The organism is Lacticaseibacillus parahuelsenbergensis (genome assembly GCF_030770265.1).
Lineage (GTDB): Bacteria > Bacillota > Bacilli > Lactobacillales > Lactobacillaceae > Lacticaseibacillus > Lacticaseibacillus casei.
The window spans coordinates 288,902-313,646 of the sequence record NZ_CP132482.1 but is presented as its reverse complement, the minus strand read 5'-3'; the positions used below and the strand labels follow the sequence as shown (position 1 = coordinate 313,646).

Genomic DNA, 24,745 nt, shown 5'->3' with positions numbered 1-24,745 from the left:
TTTACAAAACTTGATCCAGTACTTTGGTCATTTGTGAACCATCGTGCTGCGCGTCCTTCAAGGCTTTGATAAAATCATCATCCATTAACTTACGCGCCAGTTTCGACAACATTTTCAAATGCAGCTTATCCGCACCGTTTTGATCTGGCATTACCAGGACAATGGCGATCGAGACAGGCTGACCGTCCAAAGAATCCCACGCAACAGGCTGTTTAAACGTCACGACGCCAACAAAAGGTTCAGTTAATCCGTTGACCTTGGCGTGTGGGATAGCTACGCCGTTACCAAATCCCGTGCTGCTTTCGTCTTCGCGTGCAATGAGGTTATCACGCAACTCATCAGCTGAAATTGGGCGGTTCGTGCTTAAAATCGTTGCAATGGTCCCAAGTGCCGCATGTTTATCGGCAGGGACGGCAACATCGGTGTGGACATCAGTGGTGACATTGACTTCATTCAAATTCATTTACTCCTTTATGAACATATTCAGATAAGGTTCTTAACGCACTAGCTGGGGATGAACTTTGCGCCAGCTTTTCGCAAAATAGGCGATCATCAATCATTCGATTCATGACTTGGTAAATGCGGCGCTGATCGTCGGGTGCAGCCGCATTGAGTGCGAGGAAAAAGACCACTTTGACCTTCTGCCCGGACCAGTTGATGCCTTCGGGTGCCAGTCCAAGCGCAATTGCCGGACGTTGAACCATTTCCGGCGAGATATGGGGAATCGCGACGAGACGCATCGCCGTTGTCGCGAGCTTTTCGCGATCTTCGGCCAGTTTCAGCGGCAACGTTTCGTCTTCAAACACACCGTTTTTTGTCAATTGCCGAATCATTACCTGCATGGCCGCATGTTGATCAGTCTGCGGCAGGTTCGGTAACACTAGCTTTGGATCTAACAGGCTGAGGAAAGCATCGCCATCTGTTCCAAAGCGCAGGCGATCAGCTTGCTGCGCGACTTTTTCGATGTCATGTTGCAACAGTAACGGATTCACGATCACCACCGGTTGGCGCATCCCTTGGATCGGCACCGTGCTGATAATCAACGTCTCGGGAATCGTTTGCCGCATCAGGTCTGCCAAACCGATTGTCCGAGTGATGACTAACTTTTCGCGGAAGCGTTCTTCCAAGCGTTGGGCGAGCAGACGGCTGGTCCCGACACCGCTGGAACAAACCACCACCGTGGAAATGCGGTCCGCGGCATGTTGCCGTTCGAAGAAGGATTCAAAATGTAGCGCTAGAAAGCCAGACTCGTCATCGTTGAAGGTGACATGATAGTGTTTCGCAACGGCCATGCTTAGCTGAGCAGCCGCATCAAACGCCATTGGAAAGTTGCGTTTGATCTCTTCCGTATAGGGATTGGGAATCGTCAGCCCCCGGGAAATCCGGGCCAGTGCGCCGCTGAGATGAACGCTTAAATCTTCCAGTAACCGCGTGTCCGGCGATATCCCGGTTAGCCACCCGGCAATCTGCTGTCTAAGCACCGGTGCTGCCTGCTCCTCAATGCTTGCGGCCGGGGCATCGCTGACCTGCCGATCCAGAATCGCTGCGATGTGGGCATTGATTTGTTGCGCGTCAGCATTATCCAGCGTCCGGTGCACATGCTTAGCCACAAGGGTTAATAATTGCTTGGTTTCCGGCAGCAGTGGCGCTGGGTGAACCGGTGCAGGTGCGGCTTTTTTGGGGCGCTCGCAAGCGATAATGAGATGAATGGCCAACGATTGCAGTGCATAATCTGAAAAGATCAAGTCTGACTGTTTCAGAAATTCAGCCAAGCTCTGCATAACCGCCTTGGTGGTCGCTGGATTGACTAAATGATTCAGATACGCCGGCAACTGGATCTGCTGGACCACCTCGCCATCTTTTTGCTTGGCAACGGACAGGCTTTCACCCCAGTAACCGCGAAGTAATTTTGCCAACATATGGCGCCGCCGTGATTCGGAGGCTGTTACTTGGATACCGGTTCGGCTGGTTTGCACGGTTACGTGATTTTCTCGGAAGACTCGCTTGACTGATTTGAAGTCGTTGTCGATGGTGCGGCGACTGACAAATAGGTCGTCAGCAAGCTTGCTGAGGGTATACGGCCGGTTGGTCAGCAGCAACTTGATCATCAGATAATGCTCACGTGCTGTTTGCGAGGTGAACCCTTCCTGACCATGAATGCTGCGCAACAAATGGGCTTTTTGGTCGGCCGGCCCGTCTAAAGAGACGCCGACATTGCGCTTTCGCACCAATTTGACGGCATATGGCGATAAGTCCGCGTCCAGCCGATTTAAGTAATTGCCAACTGTGCGCTCGGAAAGCCCGGTCGCTTCGGCAATTTGATCGTAATGAACCGTGCCGTGCTTCAGTAAAAAGTCCAGAATCAACAGCTTTTTATCTTTCAAATTGCCGTTCCCCCTTTCCAATTAAAAAGTCTAGACCGCCTGTAAGCTGTTGCAAACGCTTGCTTTTGCATTTATGAAAACGCAATTTTTGCACTGTTATTGCACATTGTTTCCAGAAATTGTGGTTCATGTTGGCTCCTTTCGCTGGTAAACGGGTCGTTGCCGGCCACTTGACCGGTTTTGGGCAACCAAAAACCCGTTGCGCAATTAAGCGCAGCGGGCGTTATTGTCAGTTTAAAAATAACTAATCTGTCATACGACGGCGCCAGTATAACAGGCCCATGCTTGCGAGCAATGAAGCGCCTGCGAGCATTAGTGCTGGTGTTGTTGCTTCTGCCGTACCTGGTAACGGCGGTTGCTTGTTTGTCTCTTTTGCTGGCGCGGCGGCTGTCGGTTTTGGTGCGGGTTCCGGTGTTGACGACGTTGGCGCCTTTGGTGGTGTTGGTTTAAGTGCCAGTCCTTTGATCGCCGCCTGAATTGCATTCGCCATTGCGTCAACCTTATTTTGTTGGGTGATGTCCAAACCGCGTTTCACGGCCGCAATCGCAGCATCAACCGCGGCAAAGTCTTGGTAATGTTGTCGGTCCAATTTTTTGGCCGTTGCGATCGCGGCATCAACTTGACTATAATCAGCGCCCCGCAGCTGCAGACCTTTAACGGCAGCGGTAATCGCTTGGGCATAGCCATCGACAGTTGTCTGTTCGTTGGCTTTTTTACCGCGAATCACCGCATTAAGCGCTGCTTCTAATTTGGCTAACGAGGCATCCGTGTACTGGCTCAATTGCCGCGGCACGGTGGCAATCGCCGCGTCAACCTTGCTGTAATCTGCTGGCCGTGGCATGTAGGCAGTATATGTGGTGGAAAATTGATCCATCAGTTTCAGGAGTGCAGGCATATCCAGCTTTGCGCTCGGGTTATCGGCCCAAACTGCCTGAACACTGCCGATAATCGGAACCGTGCTGCTGGCACCCGGCACATCCGTAAATTTTTTGCTCTTTAAGCTGGCAACCGCAGTCTCATAACTATACAGATTGCCGGTCATACGCCCTAACACCCAGTACCAGCCATCGTTGGTATTCATGATCTTTAAGCCTTTATTCGCCAAGAATTCCGGCTTGGCAACGTCATAGCCAAACCACCCTGCCGTCCAATAAGACACAATGAGATTCTGGTCAAACGTGCCAAAATCCGTGCGATCGTTGTAATAAATGCCATCGTTAAACACCATAGGCTTCAACCCGGCACTTTCCGCCATCTGAGCCAAGTCATTCACATACGCCACAAATTTGCGATAAGTGCCGGTTTGTTGCAACTTCGCCCAGCCGCCGGTATCGACATCGTTGGCATATTCGTCGCTGCCGAAATTAAAAATCGCCACACGGTCTTTAAAATAGCTAACGTACTTTTGCAACAAAGCCTTGGTAAACGCAATGGCTGTGTCGTTGTTCAAATCAACCGTACGTTTGGAGCCATTAAACGCCGGATTTTTGATTCCAAGCTTCGTCATCGCCGTTAAAATGGCATCCATATGGCCGGGACTATTGATCACCGGAATAATGTTAATGTCGCGCGCTGCGGCATATTTTAAAACCGCGTCCATATCAGCTTGCGTCAAGGCATTACCGTTCGGATCGTTGTAGTAAGCCTGATTCCCGGCAAGTACGGCTTGCTTAACCGCATCGCTGGTATACGTTTTCCCGTCAACGGTCAGACTCATATCATCCAGCATGAAGCGTAACGCATCATTACCCAATAGAATCTGCACATCGGTGTATCCGTCCGTGTGCGCCCGATCAATGATCGTTTCCAACTGATCAACCGAAAAGTACTTCCGCCCGGCATCAATCGAAAAGACACTTTGCAACCGATTATCGGCAGCCGCGACCTGCTTCGGCGGCTGCTTCAAACCCACGACAATCCCCAGTAGTACCGCAAGTACCAAGAACCAAACGTGTATCCCCTGCTTTTTCAAAAATTCGACCTCCCCTATGGTTGGTGTCTAAAACGAAATTGGCCTATTCCGCCAACATCACAAGAATAATATGCAATCGTTTTCATTTCAAATCATTCGGCGGTTTTCACATATCATTCTCACGTTTTCCTCAGATGAATTGTTACCACATCGTTGTTTACGTTTTTGAAAATTGAGACGCCCATTTCTGCGCGCATGAAAATAGCCAGCGATCCGACTAAGTCTCGCTAGCTATTCGGAACATCATTTTCTCGTTTACTTTTTAGCGGTTTTTCGTGTCGTTGTCTTTTTGGCAGTGGTGGTTTTCGCCGCTGCTTTGCTTGCAGTTGCCGCTTTTTTGGTTGTTTTCCGCGTCGTGGTGCGTTTCTTCGTGGCAGTCCGTCTGGTTGTTTTTTTGGCTGTCGGTTTTTGTTTATTGGCTGGAACTTCCTTGGCGATTTCCTTAGGCTTAGCCATCTCGGTTTGAATGTGATCCAGTTTTTCCTGAACTGAGGCAATCATCTGGTCATTGATCGTTGCGAAGTCCTGCAGATAATCAGCGGCCGTTGCAGCTTCGTCAATTCGCAAGCCGGAAACGTTGACGAATGGGGAAGTCACGATTAAATAAACACGGACCGGGACGATTTCATCCGGTTCAAGGAAGTTCGTAATTTTGTTGACGTTGGCAAACGGCAGGTTGATCACGCCGGTTTCAACTGTGATCGTGGTCGGCTCAGGAAAGTCGATGACCAAATCAGCCTGAATCAACTGGTTCTTTTCAATGGCGCTGTGGACATCCGCGAACACCTTCGCCATCGCGGCATCAACACCGTCTTTCTTAAAAGCGGCTGCGGTCAGATGCACTTCTGTATGCTCAAAAGTGCCTGCTAAAACTGCTTCCTGAAACTTGTGTACATTGATTTCCATAATGGTCTCCTTTAATACTTAACAATCCTCCGACCATCATAGCCCACCGAGGTTGGGTGACGCAAACGCCATAAAGGAATTGTGTTTGCGTTGAATACGCCACAGTTACGGTATTTCGCCAATTGAACCAGCAAAAAAATCGGCAAAATGAGTTTCATATTCCCTTGTCGTTAAGTAATTTTATAAAGTTTTGGGGTTATAAGCATTGGTATATAAATAAAGTTCTTAGCTAATAATTAGATAGTCCTTTTTGTAATCATAACATTATTTGATTATTAGTTTCGGTTAACGGTACAATGACATTATTTCCAAATATCATGTCACCCAGTTACTAAGCATGGAGGTTTTAAGATGCTATGAAATCGCATAAAAAGGCATATTTGATTTACTCAATCAGTTGGGCGATCATGTTTGTCAGCGCTCTGATTTGGTTCACCTCGAAAGACGGACTGACGATAGATACTTTAATCAACTCATTAGGAATCGCAACACTCGGCATCATATTTCTTGTGTACGGCTGGTTCGTGCTTACGTATGAGCGTAAATAAAATTTGAATCTGTAAGCAAATGACCGAACTTACCAAAAAAATCTGGCAGTTCGGTCATTTTTGAAAACGAAAGGTATCACTAACTCATTGAGGCACCATTACTTATTTTCTTTCAAAATTTTCTCAGTCTGCTTCTGCAGCTGATCAAATGCGGTTTCGCCACTGACGTTTTTCGTCAAGGTACTGTCAACTGTACTCATAAGGTCGTTGCGGTAATCTGTGTAGCCGGCAAAGACGGTTGATGCAAAGCTTTGCGGCACGGCAGAAACCGCTGCTTTGTATTGCTCGTGTTTCTTCAGGTAATTCTTAAAGGTCGTACTGTTGGATGCGCTCTTGGTTACTGGTACATAACCGGAATCCATCGCCCACTGTGAAGCATTTTCCGACTTCAACAGGAATTTCTGGAATGCCCATGCGCCGGCTTGTTGCGCCTTGGATGCGCCTTTGAACAAGACATTGTAGTTTCCGTTTAATGGATTGCTGCGCTTGCCTTCATATTCAGGAATCACAGCGGTTCCCCATTCGAGATTCTTTGGTGCCTGTTGCAATAAGACCGGCACGGTGGCTGATGAGCCAATTCCAAAGACGGCTTTACCATTTGCAAACGGGACGCTGAAGTACTGATCTTCACCCGCTGTCTTCAATGCGCCGCTCTTGCGCAGATCAAGAATCTGGTTGACGGCGGCCAACGTCTTCGGTGCATTCAGGTTAGCTTTTAGCTTTGGGGTAATCAGTTGACTACCTGCACCGTAAGCCATCCCTTCTAACGGAACATCGTAACTTTGATCCAGCTCGACAGCGTTAATGTCCGTCCCTTTTAACTTATCCTGATCAGCCGCAAAATCTGCCCATGTCTTTGGCATGCTGATATTATATTGTGACATCAGACGCTTGTTATAAAAAAGCACCGAAGTCGAAACCGAGAATGGCAGACCGTAGTATTTACCGTTGTACTTACCGGCAGCCAAGAAGCTTGGGTAGATATCTTTCTGTTGACTGCTACTCAACTTATCCGAGCCGTTTAACATTTCAGGGTCGAACGGTAACAATAATTGGTTCTTCACATAGTCGCCAATATTGGTATAAGGCGACTGGGCCATCGTCGGCAAGGTCTTGGACTTGCCTGCAGCCATAATCTTTTGCTGCAGCGCATTGTAAGATCCCTGTGACGTCGCAACCACTTTATATTTCTTTTGACTTTGATTGAACTTCGTAATGAGCTTGTTCAATGCTTTGTCATAAGAACCTGTCATCCGGTGCCAGTATGTAATTTTCACTGGTGCACTGGATGACGACGATTTGGCTGCTGAACTTTGCTTACCGCAAGCGGTCAACAAGACCAAAATCGCACCCAAAAAACCTAACAAACGCCAGAAACTAGTCTTCTTCATCTTATGTCCCTCATTTGATGTCGCGGCTTACCGATCGACAGTGTTTGCAAGCCGCCGTATTTGTCATATGTCTTGACACCCTTTATTATGCCTCTAATTAAAATAAAAACCAAGGAACACCCGGAATTCGTTAAAAATCACAGGTGAACCATTTTCCCAAACAGAATGTATGTTCTATACTGAAGGCTAGTTATATTTTCAACTACATTAAAGGAGGGCCCGGTGATGGCGCATAATCGTATTGGTATTCGGGAATTTGTTGAGTTAACCGTTCGTACCGGCGATCTCAACCCGATTACTAGCAATTCAAATAATACCGCCATCATCGGCAGCCAAATCCACCGCAAATTGCAGGCGGCTCACCATGAGCCTGATTATGAAAAAGAAGTCTATTTAAAAACCACGGTTACCGTCGAAGATGAAGATTACCAACTCGAAGGCCGTGCCGATGGGGTCTGGACCGATGACAACAAGACATTAACCGTCGAAGAAATCAAAACCAGCGCCCGACCATGGGAAGAGTGCACCCAAAATACCAAGGATCGCTATTGGGCTCAAGCACGTATTTATGGTCACTTACTTTGTCAACAACGCCACCTTGACCATGCGACCATCACCTTGGTGTATGTGCAAACCAGCACTGACACCGTCACTCGCTTCACTGAAACCAAAACGGCTGCCGAACTGGCTGATGATTTCACGGATTTACTGACAGAATTCACCGATTGGCTCAAGCTACGCAGCGACATCATCAAGCGCCGCAATGAGTCGATTGATGCGCTTGATTTTCCTTTTCCCGAGTATCGTGCCGGCCAGCACGAATTCGCCGCCGCCGTTTACAAAGCCATTTACAGCAGCGCGCGCCTTTTCGTCCAAGCACCCACCGGTACCGGCAAAACAATTTCGACACTTTTCCCGACTGTCAAAGCTATGGGCAGCGGCTTGATTCAGCGAGCGTTCTATTTAACCGCCAAGCAAAGCACGCGGCGTGTAGCTGAGCAGGCGATGGCGTTGATGGCCGGATCCGGGCTCAAGGCCAAAAGCATCACACTGACGGCCAAAGATACGATCACCTTTGCCGATGAGCCAGACGATCCCAGTCAAAATCCTTACATGTTGGGCTATTACGACCGTTTAAAACCGGCACTTCACGACCTCCTGGCACATGAAGACCAAATCACCCGATCCGTCATCGAAACTTATGCGCGAAAACACACGGTCGATCCATTTGAATTTTCGCTAGACGCCAGCCTATTTTGTGACGTTATTATTTGCGACTACAATTATTTGTTTGATCCGTTAGTCTTTTTGCAGCGGTTCTTTAGCGATGCCGACGACAGTCAGTTTTTCTTAGTTGATGAGGCCCATAATCTTGTGAGTCGGGCGCGGGATATGTATACCGCCAGCATCACCGATCAGGACTTTGCCAACCTCAAGAAAGCACTGTCCCCATACAAAGGTGCGGCACTCACCAAGCTGCGGCGCGCCATCACCCGGATCGTGAATACCCTGTCAGCCATCGCCGATCAGCGGTTAATGAAACAATCACCCGTCTTTGAAGAAGCCCCGCTTGATGACCTTACCAATGTCCTCGCCAAGTTCACGGAAACGGTCCACGATTGGTTAGCCGAACCGCCAACGCCCGCCTTGCAGCCCGCCGTTGATCTCGTGTTACCGGTTTTCTTCCTGGCGAATCAATATTTGCGCATTGGCGATTTTTACGATGAGACGTTCAAAACCGAGATTACTAAGGATCATGGCGTTGTCACAGTCAAAGAATTGTGCCTGGATCCATCGCATTTTGTCGATGAATCACTGAAAAAGGGCCGCGGTGCCGTGTTGTTTTCCGCCACCTTATCGCCGATGCCTTATTTTCAAAAGTTACTGGGCGGCGTTGACAACAGTCTGACCTACGCCTTACCGTCGCCGTTTGACCCGCAGAATCAGGCCGTCATCGTTGATACCAGCGTCAACACCACGTATCGCCGGCGCGAGCAAGACCTGCCGCAGCTGATTGCAAGTCTCACAACCTTAGTCAGCGCCAAAAAAGGGCATTATCTTTTCTTCTTCCCGTCGTACGCTTATTTAAAAATCGCTTATGCCGCGTTTACCGCTGCCAACCCCACGCTTAAAACCTGCGTGCAGGAAAATGCCATGACCGAAGCGGATCGCCAGGCTTTTCTTGATCATTTCAAAGCCGGCCATGAGCCAGTGATTGGCTTTGCCGTTCTTGGCGGAATTTTTGCAGAAGGCATTGATCTGCGCGGTACCCAGCTAATCGGCGTTGCCATTGTTTCGGTTGGCTTACCAGGACTCAATGCGGAAACCGATCAGTTGCGGGATTATTTTGACCAAAATTCAGGTCAGGGATTTGCCTACGCGTATCAGCTGCCTGGCTTTAACAATGTTTTGCAGGCGGGGGGCCGAGTGATTCGTGGTGCTAAGGATGTCGGGGTTATTTTGCTCATCGATGAGCGGTTTGTGACGCCACGGTACGCGCGCCTGTTTCCGGACCACTGGACGCACGCTCAGGTTAGTCGCAATCCGGCGCAACTCGCTCAGTTACTCACTCACTTTTGGGAGGCACATCATGAAGACCCAGCTCACGCGTGATCTAGAAAAGACGTTGTATGCCTATTGGGAGGAACAAGGAGCCACTGCCGTTGAAGAGGTCACGATGCCCGATGATTTCGGCATTGTAGATACTTTGGTGCGGCAAAAGCAGGAAAATGAAACGATTTGGCGCTGTTTTGAGCTAAAAGTCACGAAAGCGGACTTCCACAGCCAGGCCCGCTTGAGTTTTATTGGTCATTATAATTATTTCGTGTTACCACAGCGGCTTTATCAAGCAGTCGCCACTGAGATTCCAGCTGGCATTGGCGTCTTCGCGTATCATCCATTCTCCAAGGCTGCCGTTGCCGCCAGCGCTGTTCCGGTGAGCACGCCTGGCACGCTGACAATCGCGAAACCGGCGCGACGTCAGAGCTTACAGGTCGCGGAAGAACAATTAACCGATCATTTCATCGCCAGTCTGAATCGTGAAGTCGTCAAAGCCAAGCAAGTCGCCAAAGGACTCGGACAATTTTCCACTGCGGAATTGTTTACCGAACTGCGAAAACGAACCGCTGACTATGATATTTATCATCCCGATAAAAATCTTTATGACCAGTTTGTCGATGACCTCAACAACACGACCATCACTGCGCTTCAAGAAGAAGTCGACGCCCTCAATGCGGAAGTGGCAACATTGAAAATGGATCGCTTATCATGAACTATTTCCCTATCATTCGCGGAAAATTATACGACTTGGCAGCGATCACCACCTTGGCAAACAGCCAGCGACTACCTGCGACCGTCATTCCGGTGCTTGAACCTGTCAAAGACATCCCCGGCTTGACCAAGACCACGCAGACACTAACGAAAACTGCCCACGCGGCCTACGTGATTCAGAATCCGCAAGTCGGCAGTTACCGACTGTTGGCAACACCGCGCCACCTGCCGATGCTTAGTCCATCAGTGCAAGTCGCGCGGATTTTTGATGCCCAGCCAGCACCATTGATCATTGCCACCACCGCTGCCCAAGCCAAACTGCTGGCGCGCCGCCAACTCGCTTTAGTACCGGACGAGGCACGGGTTCGGCGGTTAGGTTTGCGGCATGCCGTGTATCTCAATGACCATTTCACTGTCTATTCGCATACATCGGCATACGGCTTGTTGCAAGACGAGTTTTATCAGTTCCCGCCTGACATGTTGCCCGGCGTTGGCTTTGCCGACTATCCGCTCGCCACCTCAGACTACTTTGAGCACGGCTTCCCTCAGCGCGCCTTGGCGATCCACTTAGTCTACCCTGCAACTGACGGTTCCCTACGAATGCATCATTTTGTCTCCGTCAATAATGGAGACTTCACCAACCCGCAAGCCAAATTTTTCGAAATCCTCACGCAACTCGCCGCCTGGCTGCCCTATCATCGCCAAGCACAAACGGCCGGGGTAATGGCACTCATGAAGGCCGCTGCCGATCACCATTTTCCCGGCTTAGGCGTTGTCCGGAAGTTCCAGTTGATGCACCATTTAGAAATGATTGGCCGCTGGCTGCAAAATTAACAACACATGGTGAAAACGCTTCTTAACTATTTTTCACAAAAAAGACCTCGGACAATATAGCCGTACACAATTAATTGTGTTACACTTTCTTTGTGAAATCATTATCAAAAATACAAAGGAGCGTTCTATCTATGAAAATTATTGTTATCGGTGCCACCCATGCTGGTACGTTTGCGACCCAACAGATTCTAACCGACCACCCAGATGCAGACGTCACCGTTTACGAGCGCAACAACAACCTGTCATTTCTCTCCTGTGGCATCGCCTTGTGGGTCGGTGATCATGTCAGCGATCCTAACAAGATGTTCTATTCCAGCCCTGAGGCACTTGCCAAACTTGGCGCCAATATGCAGATGGAGCATGACGTCCTCAGCGTTGACCCCGACGCCAAAACCGTTGAAGTCAAGGACCTAAACACTGGCGAGGTCACCACTGATACTTATGACAAACTGGTTTACACCACCGGTTCTACTCCAATCGTTCCAAATATCCCGGGCATTCATGATACGGACGTCCACCTGTGCAAGAACTGGCAAGATGCCAAAACCTTAAAAGATCTGGCGCCAACCATTAAAAGTGCGATTGTCATCGGTGCCGGCTATATCGGTGCTGAACTTGCCGAACAATATGCCGTCACCGATAAGCAGGTCACATTAATCGACGGCCTGCCGCGGGTGTTGGCAAAGAACTTTGACGCCACCATCACCGATCGCGTTGAAAAACTTTACACCGATCATGGCGTTCACTTAGCACTCGGCGAAATGGTCACCAGCTTCACGAAAAATGATCAAGGTGAGACTGTCGTCACAACCGACAAGGGTACCTATACTGCCGACATTGCGATTTTGTGCACCGGCTTCCGGCCAAACACCGACTTGCTTAAGGATCATCTCGATACCTTGCAAAATGGCGCCATCATCACCGATGCCTACATGCAAACCAGTGATCCAGCTATTTTTGCCGCCGGTGACACCGCGGCTGTGCATTATAATCCAACGGGCAAGCACGACTATATTCCATTGGCAACCAATGCTGTTCGTCAAGGCATTCTAGTTGGTAAAAACATTGTGGCCCCGACTGAGAAGTACCTCGGCACGCAAGCCAGTTCGGCGGTTGAACTTTTTGATCATGCCATTGCCGCATCCGGGCTCACAACCGAAGGCGCCAAGGCTCGCGGACTTAAACTTGATAGTGTCACCATTGAGCAAGACTATCGCCCGGACTTCATGCTCACCACCACACCGGTTCTGTGCAGCCTGACTTGGGATCCGAAGACGCACGAAGTTAAAGGCGGCGCATTCTTCTCCAAACACGACATCAGCCAAAGCGCCAATGTCATTTCCTTGGCCATCCAAACTCACATGACCATCGAAACCCTCGCTATGGTCGACATGCTGTTCCAGCCAAACTTCGATCAGCCGATCAACTGGGTCAACGCTGTGGCAATGGCAGCGGTTGAGAAAGCTAACGCGGCGGATAAAGAACCGGTGGCTTAAATCATCTCAACCTGTTTACCTGTAGCGCGTTCCTAATGAACCAAAATTGTATTATATTCAAAAAAGCAGACAGTCATCAGCCGATACTTGCTGATGACCTGTCTGTTTTTTTGTGATCCCATTAATCCTTTAGTGTCTGCCCTAGCTCCTTGAACCACAGCGCACTTTTTTTGATTTCCCGTGCCTGTGTTTCAAAATTCACGTAAAACAAACCATAGCGTTTATTGTAACCATTGGCCCAGGAAAACTGATCCTGCAATGACCAGACAAAGTAACCTTGTACGTCAACGCCTTCACTGCGCGCCTTCAGCAGTGCCTCAACGTGCTGGTCAATAAAGTCGATGCGCTTTTCATCGTCAATAAGCTGACCAATGCCTTCATACTTGTCTTTATAGCCAAGACCGTTTTCGGTGATATAAATCGTTTTGCTATTCGGATATTCACGGGCAACACGTTTGAGCATATCGTACATGCCGGCAGGATAAATGTTCCAATCCCAGTCAGTCGTTGGCACGCCTGGCTTCTTAACATGTTGGCCGACACCCTGGAACTTGAAGGAACTGGTTCCCTTTTCGCCTGTGCCATTGAACGAATTGGTACTTTCACCTTCATAGGCAGCGACAAAAGACGGCTGGTAATAATTCATACCAAAATAATCATTTTGCGTGGAGGCCTTTTTCAGAATGTCCATATCGCCCGGTTCGATCTTCAGCTTGGCATCGTTGGCTTCCAGCAATTCGTTAATCAGCGCCATCGTTTCCGGCGTATATTCACCCTTAAACGTGCCATCCAGCAAGAAGCGGTTCATGAAAGCATCTTCAAGTGCTGCCGCATGCTCATTGGCCGGCGTGTCCGGATACGGATAGACCGGCTGCAACACATGAATCAACCCAATGCGCCCTTGATAACCTTTCTCTTTGAACAGATTGACCGCCCGTGCATGCGCCAATAACTCGTTATGCTGCGCCTGGATCCCACTTGTGACATCAAAATGATGATTTGGCGGGAAATTGCCTTGAATATATTGGGAAAAGGCTAACGAAATCAGCTCATTGATCGTGAACCAATTTTTGACTTCGGAAAACTCTTTGAAACAGAAGTCAGCATAGTCGACAAAATAATCAATATTCTTGCGATTCAACCAGTCGCCATCATCAAATAGGTTCTTTGGTGAATCGAAGTGATGTAAAGAGACGTAAGGCGTGATGCCATTGTCCAAGCAGCACTTAAACAAGCGATGATAGTACGCTACGCCGGCAAGATTGGGTTCGCCATATCCTTTGGGAAAAATCCGTGTCCACGCAATCGATACCCGAATCGCATTTAAACCATATAGTTTGGCAAGCTCAATGTCTTCCGGATACAGATGGTAAAAGTCACTGGCAGGATCAGGTGAAAAGCGGCCTTGTGCTTTGAGATAGTCATCCCACATCGTTTTGCCTTTGCCATCTACTTTTGTGGCACCTTCCACCTGATACGCAGCGGTTGCGCCGCCCCAGACAAAGCCTTTGGGTAATGATTGGACGCGTTTTAATAAGCTCGTCACGATGATGCTCCTTCCTTTGGTCTTACTAGTGGATGTCGTTTGTTGGCAGCGCGATGCCCAGCTGTTTTTCAATCGCAGCCAGCCGTTCATACTCGTCGATCGTGAAGCTAATCGTGTCCAACAACATCATGGTGGTCATCAAGGTATCCTGCCCATGCACCATGATAAAGGTGACATCCATATTATCGCCGCCTGCTTCTTTGCTAAGCAGCTTGGTTTGTTCGTTATGTGCTTCGTTAATGCTTTGGCGCGCCTCTTCAACCAATGACCGCGCATGTTTAAAGTTCCCTTTGCGTGCTTCATTCAGCGCTTCAATTAAATCAGTTTTCGCATCGCCAGCGTATGCAACGATTGCGAAACCGGTCATTGAAATTTCTTCTTTAGTTGCCATCAAAATTTCCTCCTTGGTTATGAATCTTGAGGTGCAGGTGTTTGCGGTTCTTGAATGAGCCGCTGAATATGGATGATGAAATAGACATGTTCATTTTCGTTAAGCTTAATCTGCAAAGCCTTCTCAAGCTCCGTGCAAATCTCCATGGCAATGGCAAATGATTTCGGATAAAGCCGCTTGAAGTCTTGCCCGATTTTTGGATCAAGATCAGCTTCATCTTGTTCATCGGTGTTTAATCGCTCAACCAGATACTGGAGATGAATCATCAATCGATCAAAATAGTTTTGATTCGTCAAGCTCCGTTTCAGACCATATTTAGCAAAAACCTGCGTCACGATTGTATTAACGCGCGCCGTGAGCGTCACGGTCGGATCCAAGTCACCGTCCACCCCTTTAGCATTAATAAAATGCAACGCGATATTTTTCACTTCGGCATCGGGAAAATGGACGCCCAGATCATGGTTGAGGCGTTTGACTGCCTCTGTCGCAATCTGATAAGCCAACGGATAACGATCGCGAATATCCGGAGCCGGACTCGCTTGGTATTTGCCAGCGGTCAGGCGTTTATACATTTGGAAAACGTGATCGGTCAGTGTGACATAAATATAATTCAAAACCGGGTAATGATACGTCTTCTTCGCCATGCCAATCACACCGAACGTGGCAACAACGATGTCAATTGGCACATCCTTAAGCAATGACGTAAAGTGGTTCTTCACTTGTGCATCATTGAGATACAATATCTCCGAACTCTTTTTGGGATCGATCTGATCGCCTTTGCGTTTGCTAAAACCAATACCTCTGCCTTGAAGAATTGCCTCCTTACCGTTGCCAACGTCTACAAGTACAGCATTGTTGTTATACACTTGCTTGACCCTTAGCAACATTGGTACACCGCCTTATCTTTCTTTTTATCAGTATTTAGTTTGATTGGACGCAACGTTATTCTGTCGCAGGAGCCTCTTTCGTATCGCTTTCTTTGTAGTGATTGACAACAAAGTCCAGCGCCTTTTCAGGATCGCGGGTCAAAGCAATATATTGCTGGCCTTTGGTTGCCACAAGCTTGATGCCTAATCGATCTGTATCATGCTTCAAATCGCTATAATAAGTCCGGACTTGCGGTGCCAAAACCACCATATCATAGTTCGGTAAAATATCATGATGTGATCCGTAGGCACCAGCACTGGCAACGATCGGTTCATGATACGTTTTGGCGCCATCAGTCAGCGCGTTGGCTAACTGCTCACTTGTACCACCGCCAGCGCACAAAACCAAAACTTTCAACTCATGATCAAGCTTGCGGGGGCCTTTCGCAGTTTGCCCATCATCAGTCGAGGCGTTTTCGGCTTTGGCTGCTTTGACATCCGCTGGTTCCGGAAATTCCTGAGCAGTTGCAGCATCGGCTTCAGCAGCAACTTCTCCTGTTCCAGCTGCTGTTGCAGTTGCGACGGCACCAGCATCGGCGGCATCAACTGCAGCTTCTTGTTGAAGAAGTTCCGCATCATACGCTCTGATGAACGGCATGTAGATAAGCGCGTCCACCACTAGCAAAATCGCCATGAGCACTAGCGAGGTCCACTGGAAACCGGTATCAATCAGTGCACCAATCGGCCCCGGCAATGCCCACGACATGAAGTACATGAACCCATGCATGATGTGCAGGTCAATAAATGCTTTACCAATCACAACGTTGACAACCGGCGCCAACACAAATGGCACGAGGAAGTACGGATTCAAAATAATCGGCGCCCCAAACAGCAGCGGTTCGTTAACCGCAAACATAACTGGGATGAAGGAAGCTTTGCCAATAGCTTTTAGCTGTTTTGACTTCATAAAGAACATGAACAAAAATGGCACGATAAATGTTGCACCGGTACCACCGAGTTCGCCGACAAAGTTACCGAAGTTTTCGGTCAAGGCATGGTATGGAAAATGACCAGCTTTGAAAAGTGCTAAGTTTGCCGTGGTATTCCCAAACAATGCAGATTCAAGCGCTGGTTTAACAACCGATGGCCCATGAACACCAAGGAACCAGAACATGGGAATCAGGAACCAAATTAGCATCATGCCGGGATAAGTTTCTGCTCCTTTAAAGACAGGTGCTAAAACGGTGGCCAGAATGGCGCTGAACGGTACTTTGAAAGCTGCTCGGGCTGCGACATCAATCAGTGAGAAGACAATCGTTGCTGCACCGAATGGGATAATATCGCGGAAATTTTGGGAAATGGCACCCGGAACTTCTTTTGGCATCTTGATGGTTAAATCGCGTTCAACACAGAACTTGTAAACCCATACGGTCACAAACGCCGCAACAAACGCTGACAAAATGCCTTGAGTGCCAAAGAATGTCGGCAAGAAGTTGCCTTTACCGGTTGTTCCGATCGCCAGTAACATGAACCCGACCATTGCGGCCATCATCGTTGATGTATTGTTGATGAACCGTCCACCTTTGATGCGCTGGTTCATGGAGCCGGTCAACGCCTTCGCCGTCGTTCCGGCAACGTAAAATCCAACAAAGCCCATGGTGTAGTTGTAAATCTTATTAAACCATGCGTTCAAATCAGTGGGGATCTTGATCCCAATTAATGGCGGGATATTCGACAAAAGAATAAAAATACTGGAAAACAGAATGATCGGCATTGCTGCCAGGAAGCCATCTTTAATGGCCATCAAGTAAATGTTTCGCGAGATCTTTTCAAATAAAGCCTGATGCTTCTCAAGTCGTTTCACAATGACTTGCATGAGTTAGCCTTCTTTCTAGGTGAAAAATTAATATGCCTTCGCCGGTCGCGATCCGGGTCAATGCTATAAACTGCTAAACAAAAAATGGCAAAAGAAAAACCACGGTCGGTCGAAGATATCCAGCTATCTTCGACTGCCGTGGTTACGCCTAATTGAATAGTAACGATCCACATGTGTTCCTGTATTCAACAAATTGACTATAACATGTAACCGTTTTAATGTAAACGCTTAATAAACAACTTTTTTCATTTTTTGATTTTGTTGGGACGACAACACCTATATATAGGGATTTCCAGGCTGTTCAAATAAACAAAAAAGAACAAATGTAAAGACAGCAAGGCGCACCAGTCCAGTCGTCTTTATCTGGCGAATATTGAAAAGAATCACCCCAAACAAAAAGAACGCCTCGCTAAAAGACGCTCTTCTTTGAAATAGATAATTCAATTTAAGTTTACAGGTTCGGACGAACCGCAAAATCAGGTGTGAAGTACTGTACTGCGGTGTACTTAACATTTTCACCTGGTTGCGGTGCTTGAATCATGGTACCGCCGCCGATGTAAAGCGCAACATGATAAGTGTTTCCAGTTGGTCCCCAGAAGAGTAAATCGCCTGGTTGAAGACTGTTCAATGAAACACGAGGGCCTGAAGATTCTTGTGGTACGGTGTAACCACCGATGTTAACACCTGCGCCATGCAGGAATGCATAGTACATCAAGCCGGAGCAATCGAAGCCTGTAGGACCTTTACCGCCCCAGATATATGGCTTGCCGATTTGCTGTTCAGCAACCGCGATAACTGCCTGAACCTTGGCCGAGCGTGAGGTGTCAGTTGCGGCTGGCGCTACAGGTGCTGAGTAAGCTGCTGGTTGCGCCTGCACATTATTACTTGCGTTGGTATTGTTTACTTGCACTGTTTGGGCCTGCGGTGCTGCTGATGATGCCGGCGCTTGACTTGGCTGTGCCGGTTGCGTAGCAGCACTTGAAGCTGGTGCTTGTGATGCAGGTGCTTGACTTGGCTGTGCTGCTGAGCTTGAAGCAGGCGCTTGTGATACCGGTGCCTGACTTGCCTCTGACGATGCTGCACTAGATGCCGGCGCCTGAGATGCTGGCGCTTGACTTGGTTGTGCTGCTGAACTTGAAGCAGGAGCCTGGGATGCAGCAGACTGTGCAGGTTGCGCAGCTGCGCTTGACGCAGTCGACTGTGGTGCTGTGGATTGCGGTGCCGCTGCTACAGGTGTCGTGCTGACAAAGCGTGCAGGTACATAGCCACCGTTAGAAAGCTGGTACCATGTTTCACCATTTGCTTGCTGTTGGGCCACAGCTGTGACGGACTGCTGGCCTTCAAGATACTGACCCGTTGCACGTCCGTATGCAGGCGTTGCCCAAACGGTCACAGCCGAGCCAACATTCTTAACATAAAGTTGGATGTTGGCGCTTTGGGTGGCTGCTGGAGTCGCTGCAGGTGCCGCCTGGCTAGCAGGCGCTTGACTCGCCGGTGCTTGACTTGCTGGCGCTTGGCTAGCAGGAGCCTGGCTGGCAGTTGATGCTGGTGCTTCAACTTGAGCAGTCTTCCCGTCAACGTTCAAATAGAGCTCAGGGATCCACTGGTTGTCGCCAACCTTGTACCAAGTCGCACCATTGTGATCAACTGTCTTACCTAATAGCTGCACCGTGTCGCCAAACGTTACATAGCGTTTTACGTGGTTCCATGATGGACTATTCCATACGGTGGTTGCACCGGTCTTGTAGTTGACCGTTCCCGTTGTAGATGCAGAAACAGTATTAGCACCGGTTGCTAAAGCCGCCAGACCGGCAGCACCAACAAAGCCTGCCGTTACTGACCATACTTTTTTAGATTTTACCATGTATGTACTCCTCCATTCTTCGACTGAATAATTGCATGAGACTGAGTTTTACAATTCAATTGTCATTTACCTTTTCTTAAGAAACCATATACAGAGTAACACGTTTCCCACTTGTTCGCATATTAAATTGCTGTTACAGCTGAAAAACAATCGAAACAACATTGCTGGTATACATAAAATTTATATGTTATTTAACGTACAGGAACCTTTTTAGCCACGCCGAGTGCTAATCCGATCATGTCATTGAAGCTGGTCTGTCGCTCTTGAGCGGTGGTTTCTTCGCCTGTAATCAAGTGATTCGAGACGGTCAGGATTGATAACGCCTGTGCATGGAACTTAGCTGCAAGCAAATATAGCGCTGGCGTCTCCATTTCTGTTGCCAATACTTCGTAGTCAATCAGCTTTTGGCGATCCATTTCATCATTATAGAAACGGTCTTCGCCTAGTACATTACCAACATGGTAGCGGATCGAACTGTCATCTGCCAAATTTGCTGCTTCGCGCAATAGCTGAAAATCTGCCAAAGGCGCAAAGTACATGCCGGCACCAAAGGTATTCAAAATGATGCTGCTGTCCGTTGATGAGCCTTGTGCCAACACCACATCGCGAACCTTGACGTCCTTGCCCATTCCGCCAGCCGTACCCACGCGAATCAGCGTTTTGACGCCATAATCCTGAATCAACTCGTTGACATAAATCGAAATCGACGGAATGCCCATCCCTGTTGCCTGAACCGACACGCGCCGGCCTTCAAACGTTCCGGTGAAGCCAAACGCATTACGAACGGTGTTGTAGCGCGTCGCATTTTCCAAAAAGTTCTCGGCAATGTATTGGGCGCGCAATGGATCGCCTGGCAACAACACCACATCCGCGATGGCGCCTTTTGGAGCTGCAATATGTGTACTCATGGTTATCCCCTTTCGCTGGGTTGTGTTATTTTAACAAGCTCAGAAATGATTGGCCGACCTGATTGCCGCTGACGCCGAAATTATCGAGAATCGTGGCGCCCAAATCAGCAAACGGTGACCGGACACCCAAGTCACCATTGCCGACGAATTGCTTACTATAAGCCAACAATGGTACATATTCGCGGGTATGATCCGTTCCGCGGAAAGTCGGGTCATTCCCGTGGTCGGCCGTAATCATGAGTAAATCGTCGCGCCGTAAAGCCGTCAGTAAATCACCCAGCTGGCGGTCAAACGTCATTAACGCCTCGCCATCACCTTGGGCATTGCGCCGGTGACCATACATGGCATCGAAGTCGACCAGATTCGTAAAAATAAAGCCTTTACGGTCAGATTTCGCCGCCTCAATCGTTTTGTCCATGCCGTCTGTATTGCTGACGGTATGCACGCCACCGTCTAAGCCTTGTCCCGAGAAAATATCATTGATTTTCCCGATACCATAAGTCGGCACGCCAGCTCCTTGCAGCCGATCGAGATCGGTCGGCTTATCCGGCTGCAACGTGTAATCGTGACGATCACTGGTGCGGGTGAAGGTTGTCGGATCGGTGCCAACATATGGGCGAGCAATGACCCGGCCGATTCGATATGGCGCATCAATCGTAATACTGCGGACATATCGACAAATTCGATACAACTCTTCAAGCGGAATCACATCGGTCTGCGCGGCAATCTGTAACACTGAATCACCGGAAGTATAAACAATGAGATCGCCGGTTTTCAATTGCTGCTCACCATAATCCTTAATGGCTTCGGTGCCGGAATACGGCTTATTGAGAATGACTTTGCGCCCGGAAAAGTCTTCGATTTGCTTAATCAGGTCAGCCGGGAAGCCCTTAGGAAAATAGCCAAGCGGTTCAGTGACCGGAAGACCCATCATCTCCCAATGGCCATCCATACTATCTTTACCAGCAGAAATCTCCGCCATCTTGCCAAAATAGCCGCTGGGACTTCCCAATGGTCCAACCCCAGCAATTGGCGTTTTCCGATCGATATTGCCCAGCCCGATCGCCTGCAAGTTCGGCAGCGCTAGTTTCCCGCCAAAATAATCGCCAATGTGACCAAGCGTATCGGCGCCTGTATCATGAAACTTTGCTGCATCCGGCGCTTCGCCAATGCCGATCGAGTCTAGAACAATGGTAATAATTCGCTCAAATGCCATATTATGCCTCCCCCGCTTCTTTCAAAATCTGTACCCCGGCACTTGCCCCTAGCCGATCAGCGCCGGCTTCAATCAACGCTTTGGCTTCGGCATAGGAGTGAATACCGCCAGCGGCTTTAACGCCCAACTTATCGCCAACTGTCTGCCGCATAAGCGCAACATCATGAACCGTTGCCCCGCCCGCAGCAAAGCCGGTTGACGTCTTGACAAAATCAGCGCCGGCAGCAGCTGCCAACTTGCAAGCCGTTACCTTTTCCTCATCGGTTAACAGAACTGCTTCAATGATGACTTTCAACAAGCCGCCTTTTGCATGGGTCATATCCGCAACGGCTTGAATGTCGGCACGAACATGGTCATCATGGCCTGCTTTTAGCTCGCCGATGTTCAAGACCATGTCGACTTCTTTTGCGCCTTCATCAAGCGCCTGACCTGCTTCAAAAACCTTGGTCTGCGTTGTGTTGGCGCCAAGCGGGAATCCAATCACGGTACAAACGTTGACGTCCGTATCGTGTAAGCTGGCCGCAGCCCTCGCAACCCAATAAGGATTGATGCAAACCGAGGCAAAATCATACTGCTTTGCCTGATCCAAAACGACATCAATCTCGTCCTGCGTTGCATCCGGTTTCAATAAGGTGTGATCAATATACTTTGCCAATGGTTTTTCGTTCTTATTCATTTTTACGCCTCCAAAAATTAAGAGCGCGAGCTGGCGCGCTTAGAAACCGGAGTGTAAGTGGCCTTGGACGTGATGGTCGGGCTTTGACCATTGCGACCAAGGTCCTTACACGCAGGTTTCTGCGCCAGCGAACGCGTTTCCGTTTACTGTCCTGACTTAAGAATACCATGGTACGGAAGCCCTTGCATGCTGGAAAACAAGTTCTCATGCCTGCTTTTTCAGCAAATCGTTAAACTCGTCAAGATTCCGTCTTAAAGCTACTCGCTCACATTAATATTTGTTAGAATAACCTTAATAGAACTTCATCAAATAAAAATTAAGGGAGATGGCAGCAATGAGCAATCTCATGCAAAGATTGCTTCCCATGCTCGTGGCAAACAGTGTTCGATTGCGGCATAACCGGATTTATCGTGCACTTCAGCAAACTTTTGCTGTCATTTTCCCGTTTGTCATGGTCGGCGCGTGGGCCCAGATGCTGGAACTAAGCGTCTTTTCACGCAATGGTTTTTTTGCGGTCATCTACAATCTCGACAATGTCATCCCTCACTACAACCAAATTCGCACGCTTTTGCTGATCATTGAAACCGTGACCGTTGACCTGATGTCTGTCATGGCTGCCTTCTTCGTTGCAAAATACATTGCCCGTTCTTATAAAAAGGATGATTCACTGGCGGCACTCACCAGCGTTGGTGCTTTTTTGATTTTAAATTTTAATGCGCAGCGTAATGCTCAGTCACCGTTTCAGATGAACAACTTCGGCTATCGCGGTTTGTTCATCGCCATTATTTTCGGTTTACTGATCGGCTGGTTATTTCGCTTCACCCACGCTGATTTTGAGGAACCTTCACAACACTACACCATCGCTGGCCTAATCAGTCGCGGTTTGCGAGGTACCTGGTTAACTGTACTGATCCTTATTAGCTGTGTTGCGATCACTTATGGCCTTACTTTTGTGTCAACGGAAGGTTTTGTCGGTCTTTTCTATGTGATTTTTCAAGTTCCGGCCACAAACATACCGCATGTATCGCTTCGGCTCGCACTGGTCACGACAATCAATGCGCTTATGTGGTGGGGCGGAATTGAAGGTCCCATTAATCCGTTGATGGTGCAGTCAGGAAGTACGACTGGCACGGCGAACTTAAACTATGCGCTGGAGCACGCTAATTTGTTCAACGTGCCTAACCCGATCACCATGAATACCATCTACCATCCGTTTGCCAGCTTTGGCGGCGTCGGCATGACATTAGCGCTGATTATTGCGACACTTTGGGTAGGAAGATCCAAACCATTACGGCGGATTGCCGGGCTATCGCTTCTGCCGGGTTTGGTCAATGTTAGTTCCCCTGTGATGATCGGGTGGCCGGTAACCCTTAATCCGATTCTATTAGTGCCGTTTTTGATCACGCCTTTGGTCAACATGGTAATTGCCTGGGCCGCCATTCGTCTGCGTCTCATGCCGCCTTCGGTTTACACGGTGCCGACGACCACGCCGGGACCGCTGGCAGCGTTTCTTGGCACGAACGGCAATCTGGTTGCCTTAGTGGTGGCCGTGATCTGCTTAATCGTCTCGGTGTTGATTTACGCGCCGTTTGTCCGGTTGGCCGAAACTGTCAGTCTTGAATCAGCGAAAGTCGGTGATCATCATGATTAAACACTGGCGCAGATGGCTGCTTATTCTTTTCAGCATTCTTGCCATCGGAGCAGTCGTGTTCCCAGCAACCAAATGGATGGCCCAAAACGTCAAATCGGCACGAGTCGTCCATAATTCGCGGATGCAGCCCATCATCTTAATTCCCGGGAGCTCGGCGACTGAAGACCGTTTTAACACCTTAATCACCCAACTCAACAACCAGACGAATGGTCACAGTCTCCTGAAGATTACGGTGAAAACGGATGGCACGCTGACTTATAGTGGGAAAATCGCTGCGCGTGACACCGAGCCGTACATTGTTGTCGCATTTGAAAATAACAAGGACGGCTACAACAACATCAAAAAGCAGGCAGCGTGGTTTAATATTGCCTTCAAGCAGCTGGCCAAAACCTATAACTTCAATCGTTTCCGCGGCATTGGCCACAGTAACGGCGGCCTCATTTTCACGCTTTTTCTCGAAAAATATTACAACGAGTCCGACGTGCAGATGACCCGCCTCATGACGATTGGGACGCCATATAATCTTGAAGAAAGTAACCCTAACAACCGCACCCAGATGTTGAACGACTTCATTACCAGTCGGGACAAGCTGCCGAGCACCCTAACCGTTTACTCGATTGCCGGAACCGAAAACCTCGATGGTGACGGCACCGTGCCGATCGAAAGTGTCGAGGCAGGGAAGTATATTTTCCAAAATCAGGTCGCCCATTACACCCAAATCACCGTTTCGGGTGACGAGGCCGGCCACAGTGACTTGCCGCAAAACAGGCAAATTGTTAATTTAATCAGTCAATACATGGTCGCAACACCAAATCAACAAGGCGTTCGTCCAGGACAAGGCGGTAGCGGCCGTGGTGTCGGCCCAGCGCCACGTGACGGCAGTCAGAATCCTTGATGAACAAGCCGCGATAATTGAAGCATAAAAAAAGCAGGTCAATCGCATTCATGCG

19 protein-coding genes are annotated in these 24,745 nt (G+C 48.8%); 6 read left to right on the top strand and 13 right to left on the bottom strand.

Annotated elements, in window-relative coordinates; genetic code table 11:
• Position 1: 1 nt before the first annotated feature.
• The 5 genes from LACPH_RS01450 to LACPH_RS01430 form a co-directional block, all read right to left on the bottom strand.
• On the bottom strand, positions 2–457 hold the full coding sequence (locus LACPH_RS01450) for a PTS sugar transporter subunit IIA (RefSeq protein WP_087911424.1): 456 nt from the start codon (positions 455–457) through the stop codon (positions 2–4).
• Positions 450–2,384: a BglG family transcription antiterminator gene (locus LACPH_RS01445; protein ID WP_274784251.1), complete on the bottom strand. Its 1,935-nt coding sequence runs from the start codon at positions 2,382–2,384 to the stop codon at positions 450–452. The genes LACPH_RS01450 and LACPH_RS01445 overlap by 8 nt, the downstream gene beginning before the upstream one ends.
• Before the next feature lie 244 nt (positions 2,385–2,628).
• Positions 2,629–4,356 (bottom strand): family 20 glycosylhydrolase, encoded by a 1,728-nt coding sequence (locus LACPH_RS01440; protein ID WP_306387172.1) that lies wholly within the window; start codon positions 4,354–4,356, stop codon positions 2,629–2,631.
• A gap of 255 nt (positions 4,357–4,611) precedes the next feature.
• Entirely contained in the window at positions 4,612–5,262 is a 651-nt protein-coding gene (locus LACPH_RS01435) for a hypothetical protein (protein ID WP_274784249.1), read from the bottom strand.
• A gap of 646 nt (positions 5,263–5,908) precedes the next feature.
• Complete coding sequence (locus LACPH_RS01430; protein WP_274784248.1) at positions 5,909–7,201, bottom strand: ABC transporter substrate-binding protein; 1,293 nt, start codon at positions 7,199–7,201, stop codon at positions 5,909–5,911.
• 225 nt (positions 7,202–7,426) lie between these two features.
• On the opposite strand from LACPH_RS01430, the gene LACPH_RS01425 reads away from it, so the two are divergent.
• The 4 genes from LACPH_RS01425 (at position 7,427) to LACPH_RS01410 (ending at position 12,801) form a co-directional block, all read left to right on the top strand.
• Positions 7,427–9,814, top strand: a complete 2,388-nt coding sequence (locus LACPH_RS01425; protein WP_274784247.1) for an ATP-dependent DNA helicase — start codon at positions 7,427–7,429, stop codon at positions 9,812–9,814.
• Positions 9,792–10,472: a hypothetical protein gene (locus LACPH_RS01420; RefSeq protein ID WP_274784246.1), complete on the top strand. Its 681-nt coding sequence runs from the start codon at positions 9,792–9,794 to the stop codon at positions 10,470–10,472. Before LACPH_RS01425 ends, LACPH_RS01420 begins: the two co-directional genes overlap by 23 nt.
• A complete protein-coding gene (locus LACPH_RS01415) occupies positions 10,469–11,305 on the top strand; it encodes a sce7725 family protein (protein ID WP_274784245.1) in 837 nt (278 codons plus the stop codon). Before LACPH_RS01420 ends, LACPH_RS01415 begins: the two co-directional genes overlap by 4 nt.
• Positions 11,306–11,436: 131 nt before the next feature.
• Positions 11,437–12,801 carry an FAD-dependent oxidoreductase gene (locus LACPH_RS01410; protein WP_274784244.1) on the top strand — a complete coding sequence of 455 codons (1,365 nt, stop codon included), beginning with the start codon at positions 11,437–11,439 and terminating at the stop codon, positions 12,799–12,801.
• A 121-nt stretch (positions 12,802–12,922) separates the two neighbouring features.
• On the opposite strand, the gene lacG is transcribed toward LACPH_RS01410, so the two are convergent.
• From lacG to deoC, 8 genes are all read right to left on the bottom strand, one after another.
• On the bottom strand, positions 12,923–14,347 hold the full coding sequence (gene lacG, locus LACPH_RS01405) for a 6-phospho-beta-galactosidase (protein ID WP_274784243.1): 1,425 nt from the start codon (positions 14,345–14,347) through the stop codon (positions 12,923–12,925).
• 25 nt (positions 14,348–14,372) lie between these two features.
• The gene (locus LACPH_RS01400) at positions 14,373–14,738 is read right to left on the bottom strand and encodes a PTS lactose/cellobiose transporter subunit IIA (protein WP_025013247.1); all 366 of its coding nucleotides are present in this window, start codon (positions 14,736–14,738) and stop codon (positions 14,373–14,375) included.
• Positions 14,739–14,755: 17 nt separating this feature from the next.
• On the bottom strand, positions 14,756–15,625 hold the full coding sequence (locus LACPH_RS01395) for a PRD domain-containing protein (RefSeq protein WP_087911413.1): 870 nt from the start codon (positions 15,623–15,625) through the stop codon (positions 14,756–14,758).
• 55 nt (positions 15,626–15,680) lie between these two features.
• Complete coding sequence (locus LACPH_RS01390; protein WP_274784242.1) at positions 15,681–17,480, bottom strand: PTS lactose transporter subunit IIBC; 1,800 nt, start codon at positions 17,478–17,480, stop codon at positions 15,681–15,683.
• Between the two features lie 451 nt (positions 17,481–17,931).
• Complete coding sequence (msp1, locus tag LACPH_RS01385; RefSeq protein ID WP_274784241.1) at positions 17,932–19,344, bottom strand: cell wall hydrolase P75; 1,413 nt, start codon at positions 19,342–19,344, stop codon at positions 17,932–17,934.
• 191 nt (positions 19,345–19,535) lie between these two features.
• Positions 19,536–20,252: a purine-nucleoside phosphorylase gene (gene deoD, locus LACPH_RS01380; protein ID WP_087911409.1), complete on the bottom strand. Its 717-nt coding sequence runs from the start codon at positions 20,250–20,252 to the stop codon at positions 19,536–19,538.
• 25 nt (positions 20,253–20,277) lie between these two features.
• The gene (locus LACPH_RS01375) at positions 20,278–21,468 is read right to left on the bottom strand and encodes a phosphopentomutase (RefSeq protein ID WP_274784240.1); all 1,191 of its coding nucleotides are present in this window, start codon (positions 21,466–21,468) and stop codon (positions 20,278–20,280) included.
• Position 21,469: 1 nt separating this feature from the next.
• A complete protein-coding gene (deoC, locus tag LACPH_RS01370; protein ID WP_047107744.1) occupies positions 21,470–22,144 on the bottom strand; it encodes a deoxyribose-phosphate aldolase in 675 nt (224 codons plus the stop codon).
• Between the two features lie 334 nt (positions 22,145–22,478).
• Here deoC and LACPH_RS01365 point away from each other — a divergent pair, with 334 nt between their 5' ends.
• Together LACPH_RS01365 and LACPH_RS01360 are read left to right on the top strand one after the other, a co-directional pair.
• Complete coding sequence (locus tag LACPH_RS01365; protein WP_274784239.1) at positions 22,479–23,795, top strand: PTS sugar transporter subunit IIC; 1,317 nt, start codon at positions 22,479–22,481, stop codon at positions 23,793–23,795.
• A complete protein-coding gene (locus LACPH_RS01360) occupies positions 23,788–24,690 on the top strand; it encodes an alpha/beta hydrolase (protein WP_049172065.1) in 903 nt (300 codons plus the stop codon). The genes LACPH_RS01365 and LACPH_RS01360 overlap by 8 nt, the downstream gene beginning before the upstream one ends.
• Positions 24,691–24,745: the final 55 nt, after the last annotated feature.

Bases quoted from the DNA above. Each gene is read 5' to 3' on its own strand.
- LACPH_RS01435 (WP_274784249.1), bottom strand. From the start codon at position 5,262: ATGGAAATCAATGTACACAAGTTTCAGGAAGCAGTTTTAGCAGGCACT.
- LACPH_RS01430 (WP_274784248.1), bottom strand. From the start codon at position 7,201: ATGAAGAAGACTAGTTTCTGGCGTTTGTTAGGTTTTTTGGGTGCGATT.
- LACPH_RS01425 (WP_274784247.1), top strand. From the start codon at position 7,427: ATGGCGCATAATCGTATTGGTATTCGGGAATTTGTTGAGTTAACCGTT.
- LACPH_RS01420 (WP_274784246.1), top strand. From the start codon at position 9,792: ATGAAGACCCAGCTCACGCGTGATCTAGAAAAGACGTTGTATGCCTAT.
- LACPH_RS01415 (WP_274784245.1), top strand. From the start codon at position 10,469: ATGAACTATTTCCCTATCATTCGCGGAAAATTATACGACTTGGCAGCG.
- LACPH_RS01410 (WP_274784244.1), top strand. From the start codon at position 11,437: ATGAAAATTATTGTTATCGGTGCCACCCATGCTGGTACGTTTGCGACC.
- LACPH_RS01400 (WP_025013247.1), bottom strand. From the start codon at position 14,738: ATGGCAACTAAAGAAGAAATTTCAATGACCGGTTTCGCAATCGTTGCA.
- LACPH_RS01395 (WP_087911413.1), bottom strand. From the start codon at position 15,625: ATGTTGCTAAGGGTCAAGCAAGTGTATAACAACAATGCTGTACTTGTA.
- LACPH_RS01390 (WP_274784242.1), bottom strand. From the start codon at position 17,480: ATGCAAGTCATTGTGAAACGACTTGAGAAGCATCAGGCTTTATTTGAA.
- msp1 (WP_274784241.1), bottom strand. From the start codon at position 19,344: ATGGTAAAATCTAAAAAAGTATGGTCAGTAACGGCAGGCTTTGTTGGT.
- deoD (WP_087911409.1), bottom strand. From the start codon at position 20,252: ATGAGTACACATATTGCAGCTCCAAAAGGCGCCATCGCGGATGTGGTG.
- LACPH_RS01375 (WP_274784240.1), bottom strand. From the start codon at position 21,468: ATGGCATTTGAGCGAATTATTACCATTGTTCTAGACTCGATCGGCATT.
- deoC (WP_047107744.1), bottom strand. From the start codon at position 22,144: ATGAATAAGAACGAAAAACCATTGGCAAAGTATATTGATCACACCTTA.
- LACPH_RS01365 (WP_274784239.1), top strand. From the start codon at position 22,479: ATGAGCAATCTCATGCAAAGATTGCTTCCCATGCTCGTGGCAAACAGT.
- LACPH_RS01360 (WP_049172065.1), top strand. From the start codon at position 23,788: ATGATTAAACACTGGCGCAGATGGCTGCTTATTCTTTTCAGCATTCTT.